Source organism: Epilithonimonas sp. UC225_85 (assembly GCF_042695135.1).
Classification (GTDB): domain Bacteria; phylum Bacteroidota; class Bacteroidia; order Flavobacteriales; family Weeksellaceae; genus Epilithonimonas.
Window position 1 is genome coordinate 864,850 of sequence record NZ_CP170547.1, and the last position, 24,693, is coordinate 889,542.

Below are 24,693 nucleotides of genomic sequence, written 5' to 3' on the forward strand. Positions count from 1 at the left end.
AGTTTACTAGTTCTCCTGAACTACCGATTGAATTTATTATATTCTCTAATTTATTTTCTTCAATTTCCCAATTGTATTCAAATTTATAACCAAGTTTCTTCCTACATTCGGCGAATGGACATCCAGGAAAACATGACAGAAAAAATGCTCAAACACCATCAAACTATTGATCAGTTCATCAATAAATTTTAAATATTTTTCACTTTTTTTATTAGTGAAATCATTATTGATTTGAAATGGGATTAAATATTTAGAATATATTTCATCATCAGCTCCAGTAGCTGGATTGTATACATCGGTGAAATATAAACTACAAATATTCATTCGCTTAATGAACAAAGCGAATGTAATTGGAATTATATCGTGTAAATCAGTTCTTTCACCATTATATACCCACGAGGTTGTTCTTTGAGAATAATAAAAACTCATGCTTTCTTCTTGATTGCATTTAATTATCAATGAAATACCTAGGTATGGACTTGTCCAAATTGAAATTCCCTCATCACTTTTATGTTGAGTTTCTAAGCCTATTTCTCCAGCAATTTTATCTATATATTCTATTATTTTCATTATTCTTCCAAAGCTCCCATTAATTGTTCCATTCCAAAATTCAATAGAAAATCAGAATAATAATGGTCAAATATATCTCTGATGTATTCATCTATTGTTATGCTTTCAGTACCACTTTCTTTATCTATTGATATAGAATATTTCCTCCTTTTTGTAATCATATATAGAAATATAGTATGAAAATAAACCGATGAAATATATTTTCTTTCAGCAGTTAGAATTTGCTCTTCTCCTTTTAATTTGGAACGATGGTTCAAGAATACAGAACTATCTAAATTAATGAATATTTCCTGCAATTGGTCACCTTCTGAAACCGGATACATTACGATATTGTGTCCCATTTCAATTCCATTTTCTTCTAAGGAGCTCCAATTTTCTTCTTTTACTTTATGAAGTTTCGGTAATCCAATATAATCTTCCTCATCTTCCTCTTGAGGTACTTTTTGATTTGTAGCCTCTTTGTCAGTGACTTTTACAAGAATTATTTCTTCAAAAGTTTGTCCTGGGGCAGTAAGAGAAGCTGTTATTTCAATTTCATCGCCAACATTTAACTCTTCCGTAGGTTCTAGGGTAAGTTTTATTGTTCCCTGATTAGGGCTGCTCTTAGCAATATTTAATATTCCGGAAACTTCTTTTTTTGTTCCAGGTTCCGTCCCTCCGGAAGTTTCATTTCTTTTTATCTGTAAAACGCTGACTTCTAAATCACCGGAATCCTCAGAACGATCAAAATAATCATTTGCTACATCTGTATCAAATTTAATCGTCTTTTCTCCATTTTTAGGCAGTGAGATGATATTAATCCCTTCTTTTTTGTTATGTAATTGAAACATCGAAGGAAAACGTTGAGGTAAAAATGGTTTTATCTCTGTTTTAGGCTTTTGTGGAGCTGGTTTTCTATCTTTTTTTTCTTCCTTTTTCTCTTCTAATTTCAAAGTGTTTTGCAGCAATTTAAATAGATCACTGTTTTTAGGTAAATTTTTTGCAAATGACTTTATAAGTTCAGTAGTATCTTCATTCTCTAATCCAATACTTTCTTTACGCTTGCGGTTAATTTCGTCTAATTCACTTTTCCTTAATTTTTTACCTAAATATTCTCTCAACGCATTTGCTTCAAGTGCATCTTTGAGGCGGTCTCTTGAAGCCATAAACAATTCCTCTCTAAAATCAGGATCCATTTCAGTACAATCCACGTGAATCAGAAGATAATCTTTAAGAAGATTGAGCTTAAGAGTCCTGGATATAAATTCAGTTGTATAACTGCCGTGTACCTGTCCGTTAATGGAAAACATAACAGACATATTGTTTTTAAAAAATCTACTTCTTATAATTTCTCTGCTCTTCTTAACATCTTGTTTTTCTGTTTTAGGCTTAAAAACATAGCATGTTACTTTAGCTTTACCGAATAATTCATCGACATATTCTTCAGAAAAATAGGTATCTATATAATCGCTTTGTGCCTCCTCTAATCTTCTTTTTAAACCAAACAAATCTAATTCTAAAACTTTATTATTAGGATATCTCTCTTTGTTATCTACCGTTAAAAGAGGGAGTACAGGTTCAAATAGAAATTCATTCAGACTTTGATTAAGATCCTGTGCAAAACCTGAATAACCAGTAGGAAATTGATAGGAGTACATTTTTATAATACTTCCTGTTTCAAAATTTCTTCCGTGGAGTTTTAAGTCTAAATCGGTTATAGGGAAATTAGGAATTTGATTATCTATCTTTAAATATTCAAAATGACTTGATCTTCTATTGGTTCCTGATTCACTAATTTTTCTTTGACGAATTAAAGTAAAGCCAAAATTGCCGGTATTATCATATCTTTTGGATGCGATCAATTGAAATCTTCTTTTTCCGCAAAATACTAAAGCACCGCTCCCTCCCATATTATATTTACCCTGAACAAACTGAATATTAATTTTATTCCCTCTTACCAAAGAGAGAAATGTATCTTCAAATTTCTCAGGATGCTGTCCTTCACCATTGTCATATATAATCACAGAAGTATTACGAGGTGGACCATCTGCTAAAATCTGTATTTCTTCAGATTGCTTACGTCTTTTCTGCTTTAAATCCCAGTTTTTATAATCCGGATAAAATAAATTAATAGCCTCTTCCATTGACTTAGGCGCTTCAATTGAATCTGGATAAACTCCCGTTTCTAAACATTTTTTGGTCAGAATGGCATCAATAGAATTAGTTACCTTTTCTACCAAGGCGGCAATAGGGCTTGATTGTTGATTTCTGACGATACCAAACATATTTTCGTTTCCGCCTAAAGGAAACCAGTTTTCATCTTTGAATACATTGGGATTTTGTTTAATCACCTCTTCAACTTCCTCCTCAGTAGGACTAAAATATAAAAGTTTAAAAAGGTCTTCTGTAGAAATATCAGGCATAGTTAGAAGTTTTTAGCTGAGAAATAATTTCTTTAACTTTTTTAATTGTGTAAAGAATTTCACTTTCGGTATTGTATTTACTTAGGCTGAATCTGATACTCGAAAAAGCATTTTTGTTACTTAATCCCATTGCTGTAAGAACGTGCGAAGGCTCTATTAGTTCAGAATGACAGGCAGAACCATTTGATACGCAAATGTTATCAAGCATTTTGATGAGTATGTCAGCATCTATATGAGGAAAGCAAATATTCGAGATATTGTAGATTCTATTCTCTCGATCTCCATTCACGAATGCTCCTTCAATAGTCAATAGTTCATTTTCTAATAAATCTCGTAGCTCTTGTACCGAAGACTTATTTCTCTCTGTTTCATTTATAGTTATTTCACAACTTTTTCCTAATCCAATAACTCCAGGAACATTTAATGTACCACTTCTTTTTCCTTTCTCTTGACCACCACCGTGTAATAAGGGTTGAAAATTTAAACTTTGGGAATTTTGATAATATCCGCCAATTCCTTTTGGTGCATAAAACTTATGTCCTGAAAAAACCAGATAATCTATGTTTAAATCTTTCACATCTACCGGAATTTTACCAACAGCTTGTGTTGCATCCGTCATCATTAAAGCTCCAAACTGATGTGCTATTTTTGTAATTTCTTTTATAGGTTGTATTACACCAGTTTCATTGTTTACTAACATAACGGAAACTAAAAGTGTTTTTTCTGAAATTACTTTTTTTAATTCATTTAAGTCTAATAATCCAGATTTGAGAACAGGCAAGTAAACAACATCAAAACCTATTTCTTCCAAATACTTACAGGTATCAAGTACTGCAGAATGTTCAGTTTTAACTGTGATAATTTGTATTCGTTTTGTTCTGTTAGAAGTAACTATACCTTTTAAGGTAGTATTAATTGCTTCGGTCGCTCCGGATGTAAACGTAATTTCTTTTGGTTCTGAATTAAATAATTTAGCAACATTTCCCCTCGCCTTTACAATTTTTTTATTGATTTCAACTCCCAAAGAATGAGCACTTGAACTATTTCCATAAAGTTCTGAGAGATATGGAATTATTTCCCTTATCACTTCATCATCAACCTTCGTAGTTGAAGCATTATCAAGATATATATAATTTTGAGATGTAGACATTGTATTAAAATCAGATATTATCAAATATACTCATTTTCATTTGTTTTATAAAGCTCTTAAAGAAATATAAATCTGCTTCGCCAACGCTTGTTCCCACCAAGCCATTTTCATAGGATGCACAAAAAGATGCAGGCGTTTGGTCTTTTGCCAATCGTTACGGCGCTTCATAGTCAGAATATTTTAGAAGAAATAAAAAATATTCCGTCTATTCAGCCACTTTCACTCACGTGCATAGCAGTATTCCTGTTGTCATACCGTTATCTTTCCAGTCGCTTTTCGCATTTGGTTATTCAAAGAAGCTTGGTTAAGTAATTGAACTTTTCACTATGCATCTTTTTGTGCGGGCTATTTACCCATTAGAAATCACGCTTTCTTCCCAAAATCAGATCATCAATTTCAAAATCAAATTTATCATATAGGTCTCTGAAAGAAATTTGCTCTTCAAACAATGCTTTCTCAACTGCAAATTCACGATACTTATTTAATATTCCACCTTCTAAAAATACACACACTGAACTTTTGTTGTGGTCAACAGAATATTGTACATCTTTTACCCAAAACGTTGTCCATCCGGTTTTTGCTTTAATGAAGAAAAATTCAAAAGTTTCATAAGCTCTCGGAATTGCCGGAAGTGTCAGCCAAAAAGAACAATAGCTATCATAATAACGTATGTAGAGTTCTACTTGGATTCCTTGTTCTGCATAGAATAAATCCGGATAATTTTCATTGAGTTCCAGGATTCCGTCATAAATCTCCTGTAACCATTTAGAAATCTTTGCAGAAGGATATCCACTCAGCTTAGAAATTTGCGTAATGGTAAGATTGTCATTTGACCTACAATAGTCCTTTTCCAGTATCCATTTCAGAAAATCATTATATCCTTTTCCATTGTTTTGAGATAGCAATATTTCCGACCATCTAGACATATTCTGCAGGCAATGTAAATACTCTTGGGTTGAAGCCTTATGAATAAATTTTGGGCGTTCTTTTTTTCTGGACATTTTATTTTAAAGTTAAGTAAATCGGTACACAAAAAATAAAAAAAGCAAAGGCAAGTAGGAGGCTTCCCTGTCCAGCCGCTATATTGTGTAAAGGTCAAGCCCTGCGGGTTTTTGGAAAAAAGTTTTTTCGTATAAAATATACGCAAAAATTTTCCCCCAAAAAACCTTGACACAATTCCCCGCCTCCTTACAAACGGGCTTTCTTTTTTTTCAGTTTTTTCTTTTCAAAATATTTCGGCGGAGCATCAATTTTAAATCTCAAATTATGCTTAATTTCAAAGTATGCACCTACAATACTGAAAAGGAAATACCCGAAAATTCAGTTTTCATTTTGTCAAGAGGGAGAAATGCAGGAAAACCACTTTTTGAACCCTGCCCAAACTGTTTTATTCTATATTGCAGGAATGAAATCGAAAAAGAAGACCTGTATTGGATGTTTTATACCCTATGGGAAAACGGATTTTTCCATCCATATCTCTGCGGAAGTATGATTGATATGCTTCGTCTTACAGATTTGAAACTCTTACTTCGACAACGGATTAAGCCAAACTTTGAAAAAATGAACAAAACCTCGAATTGATTAATAAAATTCATAGGGGAACTGGAAAGGAAAATGCAGGAGCAATTGGAACTAATTATTTAGTTACGAGTTTCAATATTGGGAAAATTATATTTAGAATTATAAATTTGAAACTCTTTTTAAAAAAGTTTTTAATTTTAAAAGAAAAATAACTTATGCGAAAAACACAATATCAGGAAGAGTTTTTAAAATCAATAATTGAAAAAGTAAATTTAGAATTAGGGGATTTAGTTAAAGAAAAAATTGACTTAGATATAATTCAATTAGCAAAAGATTATCAGTCAGAAATCTTCAGGACTAAAAGCAACTTAAAGAAATTTAATAATGAATATCATTTGGAAGTAATGATTGTTGATAATATTATATTACAATTTATTTGGTTCTTTTTCTTTATTTCTAAAAGCTCAGATGATGACAATATCAAAAATAAAGTGAATCTATCTGATTCACAAACAATAGTTTTAAGACATTTTAGTATGATTCTTCTTAATCAACTTAAAACTCTTGAGTCTATTATGATTTTATCGGAAAGTGGTTTTCTGACACAAACAAAAATATTATTTCGAAATTTTATTGAATCATCAGAAAAAAGTATAGCAATTTTAGTGGATGAAGAGTATTTTAATCATTATTTTCAACTTCCTGCCAATAATAAAATAGAAGCTGATATATGGAGCAAAACTAATCCTAAACAAACTGCGAAAATTGTAAGGGATTATCTTAAAAATCTTGAAAACGAGGAGTTTTACCAGATTTTTTTTGATATTAGAAAATCAATGTATGATGAATATTCACAATCAGTTCACAGTAAAGTCGGTAGTAATATCTTAGATGCATTTCATTTTAAAGATGATGGCGAAGTTGTACTTTCTTTAGTTGATTCTGAAATTAAAGATTATAAAGACTTTTTCAAAAAACTTATATTATATTCAAATACAGTGGGACAAGCGATGTTAGTGATTTTAGTAAAAGAATACAAAATAAGTTTAAATAACTTTGATAGTGATGGCGAATTCTTTTTGAATCTTTATAAAATTAACGAAATTTCAATGAAATCATATTTGCTGAAATAGGGCCTCTCAAATCTTTGAGAGGCTCATTTGTTCCACCACAACTTTTATTTTTGGAACTTACTTTTTTATGTTTCTAATAAGAAATTTTACGAGTAAGGTTGCCATAAAACTCGAAACTCCACCTGCAACTGCGGCCACAACAGCAGGAAGCGAAACCGGAGCAATCACTCTTATACCGGTGGAGAGAGTTGAAGACGATATAAGCCTTCATCCGAAGGTTTTACCTTTACATTTCATCCCTACCTATGTAGCCCTTCAAATGTTCACGTATCTTTATAACTCTATTATAAATTCTTTCTCAACTATTGTATGAACTCCGTCACTAACTCCGTCATTAGCTCCGTCACTAGCTCTGTCACTAACAAGAGCAATATTGGGACAGTGCTACAGAATCCAAGAAAGTATAGAACCAAGTAAAACTCCAATTAAAATGCTTTTATCATAACATTTAGACGAAATAGAATTACTTCAACGAAACCGAATCTCACAACAAATAATTAACAGGCAAGATTTACTAATCTAAATATGAATTGGAAGTAGCAGATGTTTAAGGTTAAAGTTGCGATATATAATTTTAAGATACAATTTGCTACGATATTATACTATTAAATTATAGCAGGTGTTAATTTCAAGCAGGATATGCAATATTCATAAAATAGTTGTGATGGTATATCTGAAAATATGTATTTGGAATAGATGCCTTCACTTGTAGAGAGGGCCAAAATATGAGCGTGGAAGGTGAAAAAAATAGTCGTTATAAAAAGATGGTGTGCTATATTTTTAAAATTTTTAAAGCAAAAACCCACTTAATAAGTGGGTATAAAATGGGTGTAAACATTGTAACTAATTGATTATCAATGTTATTAGTGGAGTTGGAGGTTTTCGAACCTATAATATTTTAACATAACTTAAAATGTGTAAATTGTCTATTTATCAGTATTTTAACTATATTTGTATAAGCTAATATACTTAGTTTTTATGTCTAAATATAGAAGAAGTAGCACCTAAACTGGCACCTGATGAATTACACTTTCAAACTCAAGCAACCTAATGGTACAAGCGAGACTCTGATTTATTTCCGTTCATTTTTTAACAACGAAAATAAGAATTTCATCTATTCTACTGGTGAGAAAATAAAACCAATCGAATGGGATTTTGAAGGTAGGCAACCTAATGATCTAAACGGAAGAACTAAAAGAGCAGAGATCCATCGAAGCCTAAAAATGCAGTTAGATCGATACAGTAGCTTTTTTACTGAGATAGTAAATCGTTATAAAAATATAAACGAGGAACTTACTGTAGATATTTTGAAACAGAGATTTGATGAAAAGTTCAAGAAAATTACTGTTAAAAGTGATTTTTTTAGAATATATCAGGAATTTTTAGATGTGAAGGAGAATGATTATACAGGAAATTCAATTTCAAACTCTACTCTAAAGCGTTATAAATGTAACAAAACTTTACTGGAAGATTTTGAGAAGAATTGTAAAATCAAAGTTACTCTCGGAAAATTTAATGATAAGCTATACAACAAATTTCTTAAATACTGTATTGAAGAAAAGAAGCATTCAGCAAATACTGTGCATAGAAATGTTGGTCTTCTAAAGACTTTTTTGCTTTGGGCTTTAAATAAGAAATACACTTACAATAATGATTTCATTGCTTTCAAGAAACCGGCAAAATTTATTACTGACGAAATCGCATTGAACTACGAACAAGTTGAGCTAATTTACAATTACGATCTTACTAAAAATAAAAGATTGGAAAAAGTTCGTGACCTATTTGTTTTTGGTTGCACTACAGGAATGAGGTTCGGCAATTATAGTACAATCTCAAAGAGCGATCTTGAAGGTGATTTTATTAGAGTAATTGATCTTAAAAGTAAATCTAAAAACTTAGCAATTCCTTTAAATAGTATTTCTAAAGCAATACTCGAAAAGTATGATTATAATCTGCCAAGTATTACAAACCAAAAGATGAATGAATATATTAAGGAGGTTTTTAAAAAGTTAGAATTTACTGATGAAATAAAAAAGACTATGAAATACGGTGATGAGTTGGTAGACCAGAAAGCCGAATTTTGGACAAGAATTTCCTCACATACTGCAAGAAGAAGTTTCATCACTATAATGAAGAATAAACGAGTTCCGGATAAAGTTATTATGAGCTACACTGGTCATACTAGCTTAGAAGTGTTCAATGCGTACTATAGACCAAGCGAAGAAGATAAAATCAATTATATGAATGAAGTTTTCAAATAATCATTAATTTAGATTATGGATCCAAAGAAACTTTATGGACGTTGGAATTTTTGGGAAGAATTTGTAGGTTATCCTTTGATGATTTTTTACTGGATCAAAGGTGAGAAAATTTCAAAGATGCTGACAAAAAGAATTGAAAAAGCCCGACAAAAATCTGGCTTAATTAGTCTTACTCATAAGAAAAGAAGTGAGTTTCTTATTCGATATGAAAAGTTGGAGAATTTTTTCAGTTTTCACTTCAAAAATATAGATGCTTCCCGAAATCACAACTTTGAAGAGAAGATCGAATATTGTTTGGAGCAATATCGAAAAGAATCATTAAGTATTTTAAGTTCAAGCAACCTTATGAAGTTACAGGGCAATTTTTTGAATGGGGCTGAAAAGACACTTTTTCTATATTTTGTTTTAGAGAGCAAAACAAAAAGAGAAATCCTACTATCAGAGATTATGATTGGGGAAGATAGCTCTAAAATCTTTATTTCTTTTCTAAAAGGTAAAAAATTCATCGACGAAAATCACAACCTAATCGTAGATCAGAAATCTTCCTTCATCAGAATCCACAGGTTCTTAAAAGACAATCATATTATTAATCCGGATTTTCAAGACACCACTATTATTGAGGCTATGGAAAACGAATATAATTCCAATTTTGACAAAGGAACATTTTCACGGGCAATAACTGTGAAACCTAATGATTTTGAGGAAACTATCTATCAAGAATTGTCTAAGTTATTTAATATCAAGTATTAAACTTTACGCAATTGAGTAGAATTGCATCATTAGTTATTCCAATCATACAATTTTGTCTGCAAATAAATATCAGATTATGCAGACAACAAATCCATTCCAAACCATTCTCGACGAATTAGGGGAAGTGAAAGACTTACTCTATTCTCTCAAAAAAGAACCTGAAATTGAGTTGAAAAAGAAACTATACTCTATCAAAGAGTGCTCAGAAATTCTAAAACTCGATTATCAAACCGTACGCTCACATATTTTAAAAGGTAACATCAAAGCAGAACAAATAGGAAGATTCTACAGGGTCAACCATTTTGATCTGATGGATGCTTTAAATGAGGTCAAATCACTTAAGTATAGAAGATAGATAGAGATTTTATTTATCCAACATTCTAATTCACCCTTTCGTATTTCCTGTACAGAATCAAACCTTTAAAATATGAGCGAAAAAATCCCATATCTAAGAGTAGGAACCACCTACTATAAAACTATTGAGAAACCGTTAATATCAGGAGATAAGATCTCAATACTGACTCGATGGAATCGTGAGACCATTATCAGCGATCACGGTAAAATCTACGTTTCTAAAGTTCCTAAGTATGATGGTTTCTGTTGTATACCATCCCATTTGCAGTACCAACAAATTATCCAAGGATTCTATAATGTTTACAATAAGATTCCTTTCCAGCCGATTAAAGAGACACCGGAGCAAAGAACCCTACTAGAAAAGATTCCATTTTCACTCAGATTTATGGAGCATATTTTCGCAGAACAGCTGGAATTAGGATTGGATTATATCAAGATATTACTGCAATATCCAACACAGATACTCCCGATTCTTTGTCTTGTTAGCAAAGAAAGGTCTACAGGAAAATCTACATTCATCAAATGGCTGAAATCCATTTTTGGGCTAAATATGACTTACATCAAAGGAGATTCCTTCAGCAGTCAGTTCAATTCGGATTGGACATCGATGTTGATTGTAGCCATTGATGAAGTATTCTTTGATAAAAAGGAAATCACTGAACGGTTGAAATACCTATCTACGACGGATAAAGACAAGAAAGAAGCCAAAGGAAAAGACCGTGAAGAAGTAGAATTCTTTGGAAAATTCATTCTCTGTTCCAATAATGAAGACAACTTCATTCAGATCGATGAAAACGAAATTCGATTCTGGATCATCAAAGTTAGATCAATCAAAAACGAAAACACTGAATTTCTACGCAATCTCAACAATGAGATCCCTTATTTCCTTCGCTACCTAATCCAAAGACCATTTCATAGCCGGAAGGAGACAAGAATGTGGTTCACAGATTCGGAGATCAGAACGAAAGCCCTTCAGAAATTGGTTTGGAAAAATAACAACAAACTCGAATCAAAAATCATTGAACTGTTATATGAATTTTTTGAAAGCACAGAAGACAACAAAATCAATTGTGTTCCGCAAGATATTTTCAATATGCTGGGTAAAATGTTCAAAAACAGTTATTGGACAATCAATGATGTCAGGAAATTACTCAAAGAAATCTGGAAGCTTGAGCCTCAAAACAATTCATTAGCCTATATCAAATACGACCTGGATTATGGCTTAAGTTTTTACCAGCAGAACAAAACAGGGCGGTATTTTACAATAGAAAAGAATTTTATTCTCCAAAAATTTGATGAAATGATGAATTAATTGATAACAAAAATAAAATCAATTAGTTACATCTCATCAAAAGCCTCATCAAACTTTTAAACCTTGATTTTTGATGAGAGAGTGATGAGAAGAATATTTCCACTATGATGAGGTGATGAGAGTTTGATGAGAGTTTAAATTATTGTTAATCAATTTCTTACAAAGCTTTCCCATCAATTCATCAAAAATTAGTCAAAACCAAACCCGTCCGCTTGAACCGATGGGATACCTACTATTTATTACTAAAAAACATTAAAAATTATAAAATGAACTGCAGACAATTCAACAGCATATCGTTGGAAGAAATCCTCCTTTCTCTCGGACACCTTCCCACGAAACAAAATGAAAAAGAAGCTTGGTATCTCAACCCCTTTGCCAACGAATCCCAAGCCTCTTTTAAAATTCATAAAAGTCTAAACTATTGGTACTTATTTTCAGAAGGGATCGGTGGGAACAATACCGCTTTTATGAAGAAATATCTGAATGCTTCGGTAAATGAAGTTTTAGTCTGGGCAGAAAGTCAAAATTTTTCTTCTTTTCAACAGCAAAGCATTTCAAATCAGAAATTAGAAAATCTTTCTAAAAATTATGAGATTATAGAAACTAAAAATGTTCAGCATCCTGCACTTTTAGAATATCTGAATCACAGAAAAGTAAAAGACCAAATCAAATTTTTAAAAGAAATTCATTACAGAATGAATGATAAAAATTATTTCGGAATTGGATTTAAAAACGATTCAGGCGGTTACGAAATTCGTAATAAATATTCAAAAATCTGTCTAGGTAAAAAAGATATTTCTACGATAAAAAACAGCTCAAATTCACTTCGCATTTTTGAGGGCTTTTTCGATTTTCTTTCGTTTAAAAATGTAGAAAATTTTTTAGAAAAAGAGCCTGCCGATTATCTCATTTTGAATTCTGTGTCGATGATTTCAAAGATTAAAAACTCACTCGAAAATTATGAAAATATTGAGCTTTATTTTGACAATGATGATGCCGGAAATCGTGCCGTTGAAATGATTAGAAATGAAAACCAAAACGCAGAAGATTGTCGGGTTTTGTATTCTGATTTCAAAGATTTGAATGATTGGATGATTCACAAAAATCCATCAAATGAGAGACAAGAGAAACAAAGGCGAAGGTGAGTAAAATAAATACAGGTAAAATATGGTGGTATGTTAGTGCAAAAAGTACCCAAAGTTTACAATAAGCGTATCCGCTGATTGCAAAATTGGGATTTTTGATTTCTTCCTATCGTCAGAAATGTTTTGAAAAACACTAAAATAAACACAATGGAAAAAGACTTTTTACAAGAATTTATACACCAAGCCACCAAAGAAAATGAAGCAAAAATTGCTCAGGAAAAGAGGAAAAAATATTTTCAGGAATTAGGCAGAAAAGGTGGATTGAAGACCAAAGAAAACAAAAAACTGGATAAAGTTATTTCGATCCGAATGACTAATTTCGAATACGAAACTCTCATTCAAAAGCAAGAAAAATATCCGCTCAAATTGTCCACATATATCCGGAATATTCTGTTCGAAAAAGAACTTAAAATTAATGAATTCCAAACTGATGAAGTATTACTTCAATATGGGACTCATTTCAAAAAAATCACCAATCTTTTGCGAAATCGGGAATGGAATGTTTTTGAAAATAAGAAAGAAATTTTATTGAAAATTGAAAATCTCATCGAATTAATTCATCAATATCTATATTCAAAAAAACAAAGAAATGAATAATTCTGCAACCACAAGAACCATTACAAAAGTTGCTTTGGAATACAATGCGAATGACAAAGGAACAGCTGAAATGGTGGCATCGAATTATCTTCTGAGTACAACTCCGGAAGGTCAGTTTTTAGAAATGAAAACGGTTGCAGATAGAAATCTGAATGTGAAAAAATGGGCATTAACTGGCTATATTTCTCAACCGGACGAGATTGGCAGAAAGTTGACGGATGAAGAATTTGCGGAAATTGCCACCAAAGCTTTAGAAAAAATCGGAGTGAGAGAAAACAATCAATTCCGATTGGATATTCATAACAGTACGAAACAAAAACATATTCATTTTATCGTGAACAGGATTGATTTTTCGGGAAAATGTACGGTGAAATCACACAATATAGGGAGAAGATTTGGAGAAGCCGTTCGGGAAGTTTGTAAAGAAAAGGGCTTGCTAACCGATGTTGAAATAGGTGTTCAGAAAAAGAAAGAAATGCTGAAGAACTTATCGGAAACTTTAAAAACCAGTGATAATTTTGATGAACTCATTTTCAAAATGAAAGAAAAAGGTTTTGAAATTCAATTGTCTTCAAATATGAAAGACGGAATTTCGGGAATGCGGATTGTGATGAAAAAGGACAAAAATTTTCAAACAGAAAGAATTTATAAGGCAGGTTACAAATTGTCTGAAATCTCAAATCGATTGAAAATTTCTGAAATAAAATCTGTATTTGAAATGAAAAAAGCAGTTAGGGAAGCACAAAAAAATGCTGACAACTTAAAGGTATTTCGGGAAAATTTACAACAGAAAGGATTTTCTGTGAAGATCCAATACAAAGGAGAATATAAAGCCGGTCAAAAAAATGAAATTAAAGATTTTTGGATAAATAAAATTGGTAGTGGTCAAGAGAAAAATGGATTCTTTTTTCGGAAAAATGTCGGATTCTTACTGTCGGCAATAGATTTTGATCGTGTGGATGCGGTAAAATCATTGAATCAAAATAGTGTATTAAATGATGCAAGCAGTCATTTGAAATCAGAAACAAATGAGAGCTTAATAGAAATTGCAGGTGGATTATTAGGTGACTTCCTTAATCCAACCTATGTTTCTCAGGACGAAGATGAGCTTTGGAAAAAGAAGCTAAAATTAAGACGATAATCAAAAATTTAAAAAAATAAATATGGAAAATGAAAATAAAGAATCTAAAAGTAACGGAATGGAACTATTAGAAAATGTGATCAAATCAAATATGGAAAATATTGAACAAAATATCAAACTTCAGTTTGCCATTGATGATCATATGACTCTATTGAACGACTTAAAGATCATCTTGGAAGACGGGCAGTCAATCAATAATGAAACTATAGTCTTTTTTAAATTAGTGCAAACCAAAATAACTGAATTAATTGCCAGTATTCCTACCCAGACAGAAATGGTTCTTTCAAAAGAAACTAAAGATTATTTGGACAGTTTTGTAAAGAATATAAAATGGAAGAAGAAATTTATTTGGAGCGGAATTGGAGTTTTTGTATTTGCGGTTGTAGTACTGATCACCTCCGTTAATTTCTCAATCAATTGGTATAAAGAAAGTATCAAAGCTAAAAGTGAACTGCGCCAAGATATATTAAATGAAATTGCTGATGAAGGAAAAAAAATCTACGATGAAAATGAGATTAAAATCTTGAGTGAAAATACACAAGTAATACAATTGTGGATTAGAAACAATCCCAAAAAAGCAGAAGATTTTCTTAGGTTCAAGGATGGATATAAAGCTAGTAAGGAAAATGAATAGAAGATCATCACTCCATTGGAGTGATTACTTTGAATAGAAAAGTTAAGGAAAAAAATAGGAAACTACATTGTGTTGACTATTTAAATTCTTTATGAATTCTACCTCTAGGTTTCTCTTTACACAATTTATTAAAAAAATATTTTGCGAAGTAAATATTATATCGTAATATTGCGATATATAATTACAGGAATTATGGGAGCTACGAAAACAGAACATTTTACAGATAAACAAAACCAAATTGCAACAATTGCAAAAGCATTAGGACATCCTGCGCGAATAGCAATTATCGAGTATTTGATGAAAGTCAATGAGTGCATCTGTGGAGATATCGTGAACGAATTGCCTTTAGCCCAACCAACAGTTTCTCAGCATTTAAAAGAATTGAAAAACGCAGGAATTATAAAAGGTAACATTTCTGGAAACGCTATCTGCTATTGTATTGACGAACAGACAATAGAAATTCTAAACACTTATTTTTCAGCTATAGTACAAACTGTGACCAAATCAAAATGCTGTTAAGTATTTTTTTACCTTAGTATATCGCAATATTGCATTTAATCTATAAAGATTCAATTATGAAATTATCAGAAGTAAAACAAATTTTGCCAACATTAGAAAATGTTGAATTTCAATTAGAAAATGGAGCTTTTGTTCCGGAACATTTTCACGTTACAGAAGTAGGAATGATTACTAAAAACTTCATTGATTGTGGCGGTGTCATCCGTTCAGAAAAAGTTGTGAATTTTCAGCTTTGGAATGCTGACGATTTTGAACATCGTTTGAAGCCAAACAAATTACTAAACATTATCAAGCTTTCTGAAGACAAATTAGGAATTGAGGATTTTGATATTGAAGTTGAATATCAAAATGTTACTATTGGAAAATACGATTTAGAATTTAATGGGAAAACATTTATTCTAAAAAGTAAGACTACTGCTTGTTTAGCACAGGACGCTTGTGGAATACCATCAGAAAAAGAAAAGAAAAACTTATCTGAACTTAATGTTAATAATGGCAATTCTTGCACACCAGGTGGGGGATGTTGCTAAAAATAGTATCTATATTAAAAATCAATAAAAATGAAAATTGCATTGTTCAGCGACATTCACGCTAATCTCCCTGCATTAGAAGCATTCTTTGCAGATGTTGAAAAAAGAAATCCCGACAGCATTTATTGTTTGGGAGATCTAGTAGGTTATAATATCTGGCCAAACGAAGTGGTCAATGAAATCCGTAAAAGAAAAATACCAACTATTGCAGGCAACTACGATTTTGGCATTGGAAGAATGAGCAACGAATGCGGTTGCGCCTACAAAACGGATGCTGAGAAGGACAACGGAAACATTTCTATTTCTTATACCAATTTGTTGATGAAAGATTATGAGCGTGCTTACTTGCGTACACTTCCAGCGCATATAAAAGTAGAATTTCAATTGAACGAAGACAAACTAAACCTGCTTTTAGTACACGGGAGTCCTAGAAAAATAAATGAATATCTTTTCGAAGACCGTGAAGAAAAAAGTATGCTTCGTATTATGGAACAAGCCGATGCCGACATAATGTGTTTCGGACATACACACAAGCCATATCACAGAGTTTTAAATTCGGGTATTGATGGACAAGACTATTTCCGTCACGCAGTGAATATCGGTTCCGTTGGGAAGCCAAAAGATAACGATATAAGAGGTGGTTATGTGATGTTGACAATTAATGAAAACAGTTCTGTTTTGAACAAAGAAAGCATCAGTGTAGAATTTATCCGTTTCGACTATGACTTTGAAAAAGCTGCAAAGGCAGTGGAAGATAGCCCTCTTCCAAACGAGTACGCAGAAAATCTAAGACGTGGCTATTAATCTTTAAAATCTAAAAAAATGGAACTTCCGAAAGATTTATATTATTCGAAAGAGCATACTTGGGTTCATATTGAGAACAATAACGCTACTGTCGGTATCACTGCTTACGCACAAAACGAATTAGGTGAAATCGTATATGTTGACTTACCGAATGTTAATCATCATTTCAAACAAGATAACGTATTTGGTTCTGTAGAAGCCATTAAAACCGTAAGCGATTTGTTTATGCCATTATCGGGAAAAATAATTGAAACCAATGAGCAACTTTTAAAAGAGCCAACGCTTGTAAATTCTAATCCATTTGATAATGGCTGGATGGTCAAAATCGAAATTGAAGACCTAAGAGAAACTGAAAATCTATTAACAGCGGAACAATACGCTCAACTAAATAATTAGACGATGCAACCAAAATTAAAATTCCTCGACCGCTTTCTTACCCTATGGATTTTTTTAGCAATGCTTCTGGGTGTTGGTTTGGGAAATTTCTTTCCTAATATTTCTACTGTCACAAATTCTTTATCTGTTGGAACAACTAATATTCCTTTAGCAATAGGTTTAATCTTAATGATGTATCCACCATTGGCAAAAGTTGATTACACTCTATTACCAATGGCTTTTAAAGACAAAAAAGTAATGTCAGTGTCATTATTACTGAACTGGATTATCAGCCCTATTTTAATGTTTGTTTTAGCTGTCATTTTTCTGCGAGATGAGCCAGACTATATGATCGGTCTAATTTTGATCGGTTTAGCAAGATGTATAGCGATGGTAATTGTCTGGAACGATTTGGCAAAAGGTAATCGGGAGTACGCCGCTTTGCTAATCGCATTGAACAGTATTTTCCAATTGGTGTTTTATAGTTTTTATGTTTGGCTTTTCATTAATGTGTTGCCACAAAAGCTTGGTTTAGGAAATTTCAATGTTTCTGTACCAATGAAAGATGTTGCAGAAAGTGTTTTCATTTATTTGGGAATCCCATTTATTGCAGGATTTTTAAGCCGTTATTTTCTAATTAAATTGAAAGGAAAAGATTGGTTCAATAGAAAATTCATTCCGGCTATCTCACCTATAACATTGTATGCATTGCTGTTTACTATAGTATTGATGTTCAGTTTAAAGGGAGATAAAATTTTAGAGCTACCAATGGACGTTGTTAAAGTTGCCATCCCATTAGTAATATATTTTGTTCTTACATTCTTCATTAGTTTTTTCATTAGTAAGGCATTGAAAGTGCCTTACGACAAAAATGCTTCGATCGCTTTTACGGCTACAGGAAACAATTTTGAATTAGCTATTGCTGTTGCTATAGCAGTTTTTGGAATTCATTCCTCACAAGCATTTGTTGGGGTCATTGGCCCTCTTGTGGAAGTACCTGTTTTAATTTTATTGGTTAGAGTTAGTTTATGGCTGAAACAAAAGTATTATAAACAGCAATAGTCATTTCAGAATATTTAACGGAGTTATGGAAGTGCTAATATTCTAATATAATTTCTCAGCTCTTAAAAATATTATATAGGTCACTATAAATTTACCTTTTATTCGCAATGATCTTTAATAAATAAAACGGCTCAATTATTATGGTTGTTCCGTTTCTTTGAAAAGTAGTTGTCTTGGATTATTTTTAATATTCTTTTTTTAATTAGATTTTGTAGTCTTTCCCGCATTTCTTCTTTTCCCTGACCAATCTTTCACATAACGAAGTTTTTCCATTATGTTGAAGCAATATAATAAAATTTTATACTTTTGTAAAGTGAAATTTCTAAGACTCATATTAACAATCTACTTCATTGCATTACTTTTAATGCCTTGTAGTGATGTTAAAGCTCAGTCGGAAGTTCGTGACAATCATCAAATTTCAATGAATGCTGACAATTCTCATTCTAAAGAAAAAGATGATCCGTGTTCTCCTTTTTGCCTATGTAGTTGTTGTCAAATTAAAATTAGCACATTTAACTGCGAAAAGTTATTGCAGATTCCAGTACAGTCTAAGATTTATTTCTCAAAAAAAATTCTTTTTCAAAAGAATAATATTGACTATCAGGTTTACGACCATATCTGGCAACCTCCCAAAATTTGATTTTTATTGATCAGATGAAAGAAAATCTTTCATCAACTTTTAGAGATACTATGCAATAGGATTGCACGGTTCATCTATTCATATTTGTATTCCTAAATTATATCAATTTCTTAATGATAAGATTAAGTTGGAAATCAATAAAATTAAATCAAATTCTGTGTTAGATAAAATCATAAAATTTAGCATCAACAACAAAATCGTCATTGGTATAATGACCTTGTTATTGATTATTTGGGGCGTATGGAGCGCTACCAAATTACCGATAGATGCTGTTCCTGACATCACTAATAATCAGGTTCAAATTATTACCGTTTGTCCAACATTGGCAGGGCAAGAGGTGGAGCAGTTGGTTACATTTCCAATTGAACAAAGCATAGCAAATATTCCAGATATTGAGGAAACCAGAAGTATTTCAAGATTCGGATTGTCTGTTATTACTGTCGTTTTCAAAGAAAATGTTGACGTGTATTTTGCCCGTCAGCTTATTTCCGAAAAACTAAAACAAGCAACAGAAGAAATACCTAAAGGAGTTGGAACACCAGAGCTTGCACCAGTCAGCACAGGTTTAGGTGATGTTTATCAATATATTCTCCATCCAAAAAAAGGTAGCGAGAAAAAATACTCATCCAAGGAACTGCGCACAATGCAGGACTGGATTGTAAGAAGACAACTGAACGGAACACCTGGTGTTGCAGAAGTCAACAGTTTTGGCGGTGAGCTGAAACAATATGAAGTAGCTGTCAACCCTGACCGCCTCAGATCAATGGGAGTCAGCATTACAGAGCTTTTTACTGCATTGGAAAAAAATAATCAGAATACTGGCGGAGCGTACATTGACAAAAAACCAAATGCCTATTTCATCCGTGGAATCGGCGTTGTGACTTCTCTGGAAGATATTAAAAATATCGCCATCGTTAATAAAACTGGCAGTGTTCCAATTTTTATAAAAGATGTTGCAGATGTTCGATTGGGAAGCGCAATCCGTTACGGCGCAATGACATATAATGGTCAGGTAGATGCAGTTGGAGGTATTGTAATGATGTTAAAAGGTGCCAACAGCAACGAAGTAGTTAGCCGTATTAAAGATAAAATTCCCACCATCCAAAAATCTTTGCCAGAAGATGTTCTAATAGAGCCTTATCTTGACAGGTCTGATCTAGTAGGACGAGCAATCAATACCGTTGAGAAAAATCTGATTGAAGGAGCACTTATCGTAATTTTTGTTCTGGTCATATTTCTTGGCAATTTCAGAGCAGGATTGATTGTTGCATCAGCGATTCCTCTGTCGCTACTTTTTGCACTAGCAATGATGAATGTCTTCGGTGTTAGTGCCAATTTAATGAGTTTAGGGGCAATAGATTTCGGATTAATAGTTGACGGAGCAGTTATCATTGTAGAGGCTACACTTCATCACTTAGGTCTCAGAAAATCTAATCAAAAACTGACACAGTCGGAGATGGATGAGGAAGTTTTCCTGTCCGCATCCAAAATCAGAAACAGCGCAGCATTTGGTGAAATTATTATCTTAATCGTTTACATACCAATCTTAACGTTAGTCGGTGTAGAAGGAAAAATGTTCACGCCAATGGCAAAAACGGTTGGGTTTGCAATTTTAGGAGCTTTGATTTTATCACTGACCTACATTCCAATGATGAGTGCTTTATTTTTATCTAAAACAGTTTCAACCAAAGAAACTTTCTCGGATAAAATGATGAATAAGTTGCAAAGTTTTTATCAGCCATTATTGCGAAAAGCTTTGCAATTGAAATACATCATTGTTTCTGCTACGGTCGTTTTATTTGCTGTTTGTATTGTAATCTTCTCAAGAATGGGAGGTGAGTTTATTCCGCAGTTGCAGGAAGGTGATTTTGCATTTCATTGTATATTACCACAGGGAAGCTCACTTACCCAAAGTGTGGAAACATCAATGCAGGCTTCCAGAATTATCAAACAATTTGATGAAGTAAAGATGGTTGTTGGTAAAACAGGTGCTGCTGAAGTTCCTACCGACCCAATGCCTCCGGAAGCAACTGATTTGATTATCGTTTTAAAACCGCAAAGCGATTGGAAAACCAAAAAATCTTATGATGAACTCGCAGACGAGATTTCAGAAAAGTTAGAACTGATTCCCGGTGTTTTCTTTGAGAAAAACCAGCCGATACAGATGCGATTTAATGAATTGATGACAGGAATCCGGCAAGATGTAGCCGTGAAAATTTTTGGTGAAAATCTGGATTCTCTTGCGATTTATGCTGAAAAAGTGAATAAGGTAGTTCAAACTGTTGACGGTGCAACTGCTCCGCAAATAGAACGAATCAGCGGACTTCCGCAAATCAATGTTGAATATGACCGTACAAGAATGGCCAATTACGGATTGAACATTGAAGATGTCAATAATTCTTTGAGTACTGCTTTCGCAGGAAAGTCAGCCGGTCAGGTTTTTGAGAACGAAAGACGTTTTGATTTAGTAGTTCGCTTAGACAGCATTCACAGAACCAATATTGATGATGTTAATAATTTAATGATTTCCACGAGTTCGGGAAATCAGATTCCGCTATCTCAGGTTGCCAATATCAGTTACAAACTCGGGCCGTCACAGATAAGTAGAGAAGAGGGTAAACGTAGAATTGTGATTGGTTTTAATGTGAAAAACCGCGATGTGGAAAGTGTTGTGAATGATATTCAGGCAAAATTGGATAGGCAAATCAAGTTGCCTTCGGGATATTACTTCACGTATGGCGGACAGTTCGAGAATCTGCAGGCAGCGAGTAAACGTCTGATGATTGCTGTCCCGGTTTCGTTATTTCTGATATTTCTACTGCTTTATTTTACATTTAAATCGTTCAAACAAGCTGCTTTGATTTTTACAGCCATTCCAATGAGCGCGATTGGTGGAATTTTCGCTTTGCTGATACGAGATATGCCTTTCAGTATCAGTGCGGGAATTGGTTTTATCGCTTTGTTCGGAGTTGCAGTTTTAAATGGAATAGTTCTCATCGGAACCTTCAATCAATTGGAAAAAGACGGCGAGACCGATATTTTGAAACGTGTTTTTGAAGGAACCAAAACAAGACTTCGACCAGTCTTAATGACTGCTGCCGTGGCTTCTTTAGGATTTCTTCCGATGGCAATTTCAACCGGAGCTGGAGCAGAAGTTCAGAAACCTTTGGCGACCGTCGTGATTGGAGGATTGATAACGGCGACTTTCCTGACATTATTCGTTTTGCCAATGTTGTACATTATTTTTAACACAAAATTCAGAAGGAATAATTTTAAAATGAAACCTTTGACAACGATTGTCGTTTTAGGATTTTTGCTGGTTGGACAAACTTTGAATGCTCAAACCACAAAAACGCTTTCGGTAGAACAGGCAACAGAATTGGCTTTAAGCAATAATTATTCGATACAGTCAAAAGATTTGGATATTAAAGTTTCTGAAGCGCTGATGCCAACAGCCAATGAACTTCCGAAAATGAATTTCAATGCGCAGTTGGGGCAATACAACAGTCCGAAATTTGACCAGTCGTTTTCTATTTCCCAAAGTATTCCTTTTCCGACTTTGTTTAAAGCAAGAAAGGATTTGATTAATGAGGAAATTAAAGGAAAACAGATTAACAGAGAAATTACGGCTAACGAATTGGCAAAACAGGTCAGAACTTACTTTTATCAGATTGAATACCTTCATTACAATCAGACAAAACTGATGAAACTCGACAGTTTGTATCAGGATTTTATCAGAATTGCTACCGTAAGATTTAATGCCGGTGACATCAAGAAAATAGAAATTAGTACGGCGGAAACTCAGAAAGGAGAAATTAATCTTTTATTAAATCAGAATAAAATTTATCTGAAAAATGCCTACAAAAACCTGAAAACTCTGATCAATACAGATGATGAAATTGAGATTCCGCTCACAAAAAATTATCAACCACTGAAAGCGGAATATGTTCTGGACAGCACTGCGATTTCCAGCCATCCAACAGTTAAAGCTTTCTATCAGGAAATGGAAATTGCTGAGAAAAATAAGAATGTTGAAAAGTCACAAGGTTTGCCGGAGTTAAGTTTGGGTTACACAAACCAGTCGATTATTGGATTTCATACCGTTAATGGTCAGGAGAAATATTATAATGCGGGAAACCGTTTTAATGTTGCCAACATCGGGGTTTCAATTCCTTTGACTTTTGGAGCGACTAAAGCGAGAATTCAGTCTTTGGATTATCAAAAACAAATCGCAGAATCGAATGCGAAACTGCAACAAAAACAATTGACAGGTCAGTTGGAAAATGCTTTGAGCCAATATCAGCAGGACGTTCAGCAATATGAATATTACGTCGATCAGGCTTTGCCTAATGCCGAAAAAATCGTGAAGGCAGGTCAACTTGGTTACAAAACCGGAGAAATTTCCTACGTTGAATATCTTTTTGCCTTACAGACCGCAACCAATATTCAGCTGAAATATCTGGAATCCATTCAGCAGGTCAATCAGTCTGTCATCACCATTAATTCTTTAATCAATCAATAAAATGAAACAACATATCATCTATACTGCTTTTGCCTTTGTTTTTCTCATAAGCTGCGGAAAAAAGGACGCTTCTATAGAATCTGAAAGTGAAATTAAAACCGAACAGACCGAAGAACACGGCGAGGAAGCTCCACAAACTATTGCAAGCCTGACAGAGGAGCAGATGAAAGCGGTCGGAATCACTTTGGGAAAAATCGAAATGAAGGAACTGAATTCCACGATTAAAGCAAATGGCGCGTTGCGAGTTCCCAACAATAATAAAGCAACCATCACTTCAATGTATGGTGGAATCATCAAAACTCTGAATGTACAAATTGGGGATTTTGTAAAAAAGGGACAGGTGATTGCCTCTATTTCAAATCCAGAGTATATACAATTGCAGGAGCAATATTTAACTGTAAAAAGCAGAATTGCATTTGCCGAGCAGGAATACAGAAGACAAAAAGAATTGTTTGATAATGATGCCGGAGCCAAGAAAAACCTTCAAAGTTCAGATGCGGAACTGAAAACTCTGCGAACACAAAGAGCGTCGTTACAGAGACAGCTTCAGATTATGGGAATTAATCCTTCCAACATCAGCAATGGAAATTTGAAATCAGGTTTGGTAATCACATCTCCAATCAGCGGAACGGTCAGCAATATTTCGTCGCAGATAGGAAGTTATGTTGATATTTCATCGCCTGTTGCAGAAGTTATTGACAATGGTTCTTTACATTTAGATTTACAAGTTTTTGAAAAAGATTTGCCTAAAATGAAAGTTGGACAAATCGTTCATTTTAAACTCACTAATAATCCCGAAATTGAATATGATGCAAAAATTTATAGTATCGGTTCATCATTTGAAAACGATAGTAAAACAATCTCAGTTCACTGTTCTGTAACAGGAAATAAAGCAGGATTAATCGACGGAATGAACATCACAGGAATCGTAAGCCTTGATAAAAGCACAACACCCGCAGTTCCCAATGAAGCCATTGTGGAAGCGGAAAGTAAATATTATGTTTTCATTAAAACAGACAAAAAACCAGTAGAGCATCACGAAGAAGAAGATGGACATCAAGACGAAAAGAAAGCGCCTGAAAAAGAATCAAAAATTATTAACTTTGAAAAGATAGAAGTAGTAAAAGGTTCATCGGATATGGGTTACACGGCTATTACGACCGTTACTGAAATTTCAAAAGATGCCGAAGTGGTTGTGAAAGGTGCATTTTTTGTGAATGCAAAATTGAGTAATTCCGGAGAACACGAACATTAATCAAAAAATAAATTAC

The 24,693-nt window shown here is 33.2% G+C and carries 23 protein-coding genes; 18 read left to right on the plus strand and 5 right to left on the minus strand.

The window, feature by feature from the left end:
- Nucleotides 1-45: 45 nt before the first annotated feature.
- From ACFJGY_RS04195 to ACFJGY_RS04215, 5 genes are all read right to left on the minus strand, one after another.
- Nucleotides 46-570: a hypothetical protein gene (locus tag ACFJGY_RS04195; protein ID WP_379968426.1), complete on the minus strand. Its 525-nt coding sequence runs from the start codon at nucleotides 568-570 to the stop codon at nucleotides 46-48.
- Nucleotides 570-2,972, minus strand: coding sequence for a hypothetical protein (locus ACFJGY_RS04200; protein ID WP_379968428.1), 2,403 nt, complete (start codon nucleotides 2,970-2,972; stop codon nucleotides 570-572). Before ACFJGY_RS04200 ends, ACFJGY_RS04195 begins: the two co-directional genes overlap by 1 nt.
- On the minus strand, nucleotides 2,965-4,122 hold the full coding sequence (locus ACFJGY_RS04205) for a cysteine desulfurase family protein (protein WP_379968430.1): 1,158 nt from the start codon (nucleotides 4,120-4,122) through the stop codon (nucleotides 2,965-2,967). Before ACFJGY_RS04205 ends, ACFJGY_RS04200 begins: the two co-directional genes overlap by 8 nt.
- 45 nt (nucleotides 4,123-4,167) lie before the next feature.
- Entirely contained in the window at nucleotides 4,168-4,290 is a 123-nt protein-coding gene (locus tag ACFJGY_RS04210) for a hypothetical protein (protein ID WP_379968432.1), read from the minus strand.
- 188 nt (nucleotides 4,291-4,478) lie between these two features.
- The gene (locus ACFJGY_RS04215; RefSeq protein ID WP_379968434.1) at nucleotides 4,479-5,123 is read right to left on the minus strand and encodes a hypothetical protein; all 645 of its coding nucleotides are present in this window, start codon (nucleotides 5,121-5,123) and stop codon (nucleotides 4,479-4,481) included.
- Between the two features lie 265 nt (nucleotides 5,124-5,388).
- Here ACFJGY_RS04215 and ACFJGY_RS04220 point away from each other — a divergent pair, with 265 nt between their 5' ends.
- From ACFJGY_RS04220 to ACFJGY_RS04305, 18 genes are all read left to right on the plus strand, one after another.
- Nucleotides 5,389-5,703: a DUF6943 family protein gene (locus ACFJGY_RS04220; protein ID WP_379968436.1), complete on the plus strand. Its 315-nt coding sequence runs from the start codon at nucleotides 5,389-5,391 to the stop codon at nucleotides 5,701-5,703.
- A 155-nt stretch (nucleotides 5,704-5,858) separates the two neighbouring features.
- A complete protein-coding gene (locus ACFJGY_RS04225) occupies nucleotides 5,859-6,776 on the plus strand; it encodes a hypothetical protein (protein WP_379968438.1) in 918 nt (305 codons plus the stop codon).
- A 1,019-nt stretch (nucleotides 6,777-7,795) separates the two neighbouring features.
- Nucleotides 7,796-9,037, plus strand: coding sequence for a tyrosine-type recombinase/integrase (locus ACFJGY_RS04230; protein WP_379968440.1), 1,242 nt, complete (start codon nucleotides 7,796-7,798; stop codon nucleotides 9,035-9,037).
- Nucleotides 9,038-9,052: 15 nt separating this feature from the next.
- Complete coding sequence (locus ACFJGY_RS04235; protein WP_379968442.1) at nucleotides 9,053-9,787, plus strand: hypothetical protein; 735 nt, start codon at nucleotides 9,053-9,055, stop codon at nucleotides 9,785-9,787.
- Nucleotides 9,788-9,863: 76 nt separating this feature from the next.
- Nucleotides 9,864-10,142: a helix-turn-helix domain-containing protein gene (locus ACFJGY_RS04240; protein WP_002976362.1), complete on the plus strand. Its 279-nt coding sequence runs from the start codon at nucleotides 9,864-9,866 to the stop codon at nucleotides 10,140-10,142.
- A gap of 72 nt (nucleotides 10,143-10,214) precedes the next feature.
- Complete coding sequence (locus ACFJGY_RS04245) at nucleotides 10,215-11,453, plus strand: primase-helicase family protein (protein ID WP_379968444.1); 1,239 nt, start codon at nucleotides 10,215-10,217, stop codon at nucleotides 11,451-11,453.
- Nucleotides 11,454-11,719: 266 nt separating this feature from the next.
- On the plus strand, nucleotides 11,720-12,598 hold the full coding sequence (locus ACFJGY_RS04250; protein ID WP_379968446.1) for a toprim domain-containing protein: 879 nt from the start codon (nucleotides 11,720-11,722) through the stop codon (nucleotides 12,596-12,598).
- A gap of 147 nt (nucleotides 12,599-12,745) precedes the next feature.
- On the plus strand, nucleotides 12,746-13,195 hold the full coding sequence (locus ACFJGY_RS04255) for a plasmid mobilization protein (RefSeq protein ID WP_379968448.1): 450 nt from the start codon (nucleotides 12,746-12,748) through the stop codon (nucleotides 13,193-13,195).
- Entirely contained in the window at nucleotides 13,188-14,336 is a 1,149-nt protein-coding gene (locus ACFJGY_RS04260) for a relaxase/mobilization nuclease domain-containing protein (RefSeq protein WP_379968450.1), read from the plus strand. Before ACFJGY_RS04255 ends, ACFJGY_RS04260 begins: the two co-directional genes overlap by 8 nt.
- 22 nt (nucleotides 14,337-14,358) lie before the next feature.
- On the plus strand, nucleotides 14,359-14,970 hold the full coding sequence (locus tag ACFJGY_RS04265) for a hypothetical protein (protein WP_379968452.1): 612 nt from the start codon (nucleotides 14,359-14,361) through the stop codon (nucleotides 14,968-14,970).
- A 192-nt stretch (nucleotides 14,971-15,162) separates the two neighbouring features.
- Entirely contained in the window at nucleotides 15,163-15,489 is a 327-nt protein-coding gene (locus tag ACFJGY_RS04270; protein ID WP_379968454.1) for an ArsR/SmtB family transcription factor, read from the plus strand.
- Between the two features lie 56 nt (nucleotides 15,490-15,545).
- Entirely contained in the window at nucleotides 15,546-16,019 is a 474-nt protein-coding gene (locus ACFJGY_RS04275; RefSeq protein ID WP_379968456.1) for a DUF6428 family protein, read from the plus strand.
- A 30-nt stretch (nucleotides 16,020-16,049) separates the two neighbouring features.
- Nucleotides 16,050-16,823: a metallophosphoesterase family protein gene (locus ACFJGY_RS04280; RefSeq protein ID WP_379968458.1), complete on the plus strand. Its 774-nt coding sequence runs from the start codon at nucleotides 16,050-16,052 to the stop codon at nucleotides 16,821-16,823.
- A gap of 18 nt (nucleotides 16,824-16,841) precedes the next feature.
- Nucleotides 16,842-17,219, plus strand: a complete 378-nt coding sequence (gene gcvH / locus ACFJGY_RS04285) for a glycine cleavage system protein GcvH (RefSeq protein ID WP_379968460.1) — start codon at nucleotides 16,842-16,844, stop codon at nucleotides 17,217-17,219.
- A gap of 3 nt (nucleotides 17,220-17,222) precedes the next feature.
- Nucleotides 17,223-18,260, plus strand: coding sequence for an ACR3 family arsenite efflux transporter (arsB, locus tag ACFJGY_RS04290; RefSeq protein WP_379968462.1), 1,038 nt, complete (start codon nucleotides 17,223-17,225; stop codon nucleotides 18,258-18,260).
- Between the two features lie 274 nt (nucleotides 18,261-18,534).
- Nucleotides 18,535-18,900 (plus strand): DUF6660 family protein, encoded by a 366-nt coding sequence (locus tag ACFJGY_RS04295; protein ID WP_379968464.1) that lies wholly within the window; start codon nucleotides 18,535-18,537, stop codon nucleotides 18,898-18,900.
- 157 nt (nucleotides 18,901-19,057) lie between these two features.
- Nucleotides 19,058-23,422 carry a CusA/CzcA family heavy metal efflux RND transporter gene (locus ACFJGY_RS04300; protein WP_379968466.1) on the plus strand — a complete coding sequence of 1,455 codons (4,365 nt, stop codon included), beginning with the start codon at nucleotides 19,058-19,060 and terminating at the stop codon, nucleotides 23,420-23,422.
- 1 nt (nucleotide 23,423) lies between these two features.
- The gene (locus ACFJGY_RS04305) at nucleotides 23,424-24,677 is read left to right on the plus strand and encodes an efflux RND transporter periplasmic adaptor subunit (protein ID WP_379968468.1); all 1,254 of its coding nucleotides are present in this window, start codon (nucleotides 23,424-23,426) and stop codon (nucleotides 24,675-24,677) included.
- Nucleotides 24,678-24,693 lie beyond the last annotated feature (16 nt).

Bases quoted from the DNA above. Each gene is read 5' to 3' on its own strand.
- ACFJGY_RS04230 (WP_379968440.1), top strand. From the start codon at position 7,796: ATGAATTACACTTTCAAACTCAAGCAACCTAATGGTACAAGCGAGACT.
- ACFJGY_RS04275 (WP_379968456.1), top strand. From the start codon at position 15,546: ATGAAATTATCAGAAGTAAAACAAATTTTGCCAACATTAGAAAATGTT.
- ACFJGY_RS04265 (WP_379968452.1), top strand. From the start codon at position 14,359: ATGGAAAATGAAAATAAAGAATCTAAAAGTAACGGAATGGAACTATTA.
- ACFJGY_RS04195 (WP_379968426.1), bottom strand. From the start codon at position 570: ATGAAAATAATAGAATATATAGATAAAATTGCTGGAGAAATAGGCTTA.
- ACFJGY_RS04270 (WP_379968454.1), top strand. From the start codon at position 15,163: ATGGGAGCTACGAAAACAGAACATTTTACAGATAAACAAAACCAAATT.
- ACFJGY_RS04200 (WP_379968428.1), bottom strand. From the start codon at position 2,972: ATGCCTGATATTTCTACAGAAGACCTTTTTAAACTTTTATATTTTAGT.
- ACFJGY_RS04235 (WP_379968442.1), top strand. From the start codon at position 9,053: ATGGATCCAAAGAAACTTTATGGACGTTGGAATTTTTGGGAAGAATTT.
- arsB (WP_379968462.1), top strand. From the start codon at position 17,223: ATGCAACCAAAATTAAAATTCCTCGACCGCTTTCTTACCCTATGGATT.
- ACFJGY_RS04255 (WP_379968448.1), top strand. From the start codon at position 12,746: ATGGAAAAAGACTTTTTACAAGAATTTATACACCAAGCCACCAAAGAA.
- ACFJGY_RS04225 (WP_379968438.1), top strand. From the start codon at position 5,859: ATGCGAAAAACACAATATCAGGAAGAGTTTTTAAAATCAATAATTGAA.
- ACFJGY_RS04215 (WP_379968434.1), bottom strand. From the start codon at position 5,123: ATGTCCAGAAAAAAAGAACGCCCAAAATTTATTCATAAGGCTTCAACC.
- ACFJGY_RS04205 (WP_379968430.1), bottom strand. From the start codon at position 4,122: ATGTCTACATCTCAAAATTATATATATCTTGATAATGCTTCAACTACG.
- ACFJGY_RS04240 (WP_002976362.1), top strand. From the start codon at position 9,864: ATGCAGACAACAAATCCATTCCAAACCATTCTCGACGAATTAGGGGAA.
- ACFJGY_RS04220 (WP_379968436.1), top strand. From the start codon at position 5,389: ATGCTTAATTTCAAAGTATGCACCTACAATACTGAAAAGGAAATACCC.
- ACFJGY_RS04280 (WP_379968458.1), top strand. From the start codon at position 16,050: ATGAAAATTGCATTGTTCAGCGACATTCACGCTAATCTCCCTGCATTA.
- gcvH (WP_379968460.1), top strand. From the start codon at position 16,842: ATGGAACTTCCGAAAGATTTATATTATTCGAAAGAGCATACTTGGGTT.
- ACFJGY_RS04305 (WP_379968468.1), top strand. From the start codon at position 23,424: ATGAAACAACATATCATCTATACTGCTTTTGCCTTTGTTTTTCTCATA.
- ACFJGY_RS04295 (WP_379968464.1), top strand. From the start codon at position 18,535: ATGTTGAAGCAATATAATAAAATTTTATACTTTTGTAAAGTGAAATTT.
- ACFJGY_RS04250 (WP_379968446.1), top strand. From the start codon at position 11,720: ATGAACTGCAGACAATTCAACAGCATATCGTTGGAAGAAATCCTCCTT.
- ACFJGY_RS04210 (WP_379968432.1), bottom strand. From the start codon at position 4,290: ATGAAGCGCCGTAACGATTGGCAAAAGACCAAACGCCTGCATCTTTTT.
- ACFJGY_RS04245 (WP_379968444.1), top strand. From the start codon at position 10,215: ATGAGCGAAAAAATCCCATATCTAAGAGTAGGAACCACCTACTATAAA.
- ACFJGY_RS04260 (WP_379968450.1), top strand. From the start codon at position 13,188: ATGAATAATTCTGCAACCACAAGAACCATTACAAAAGTTGCTTTGGAA.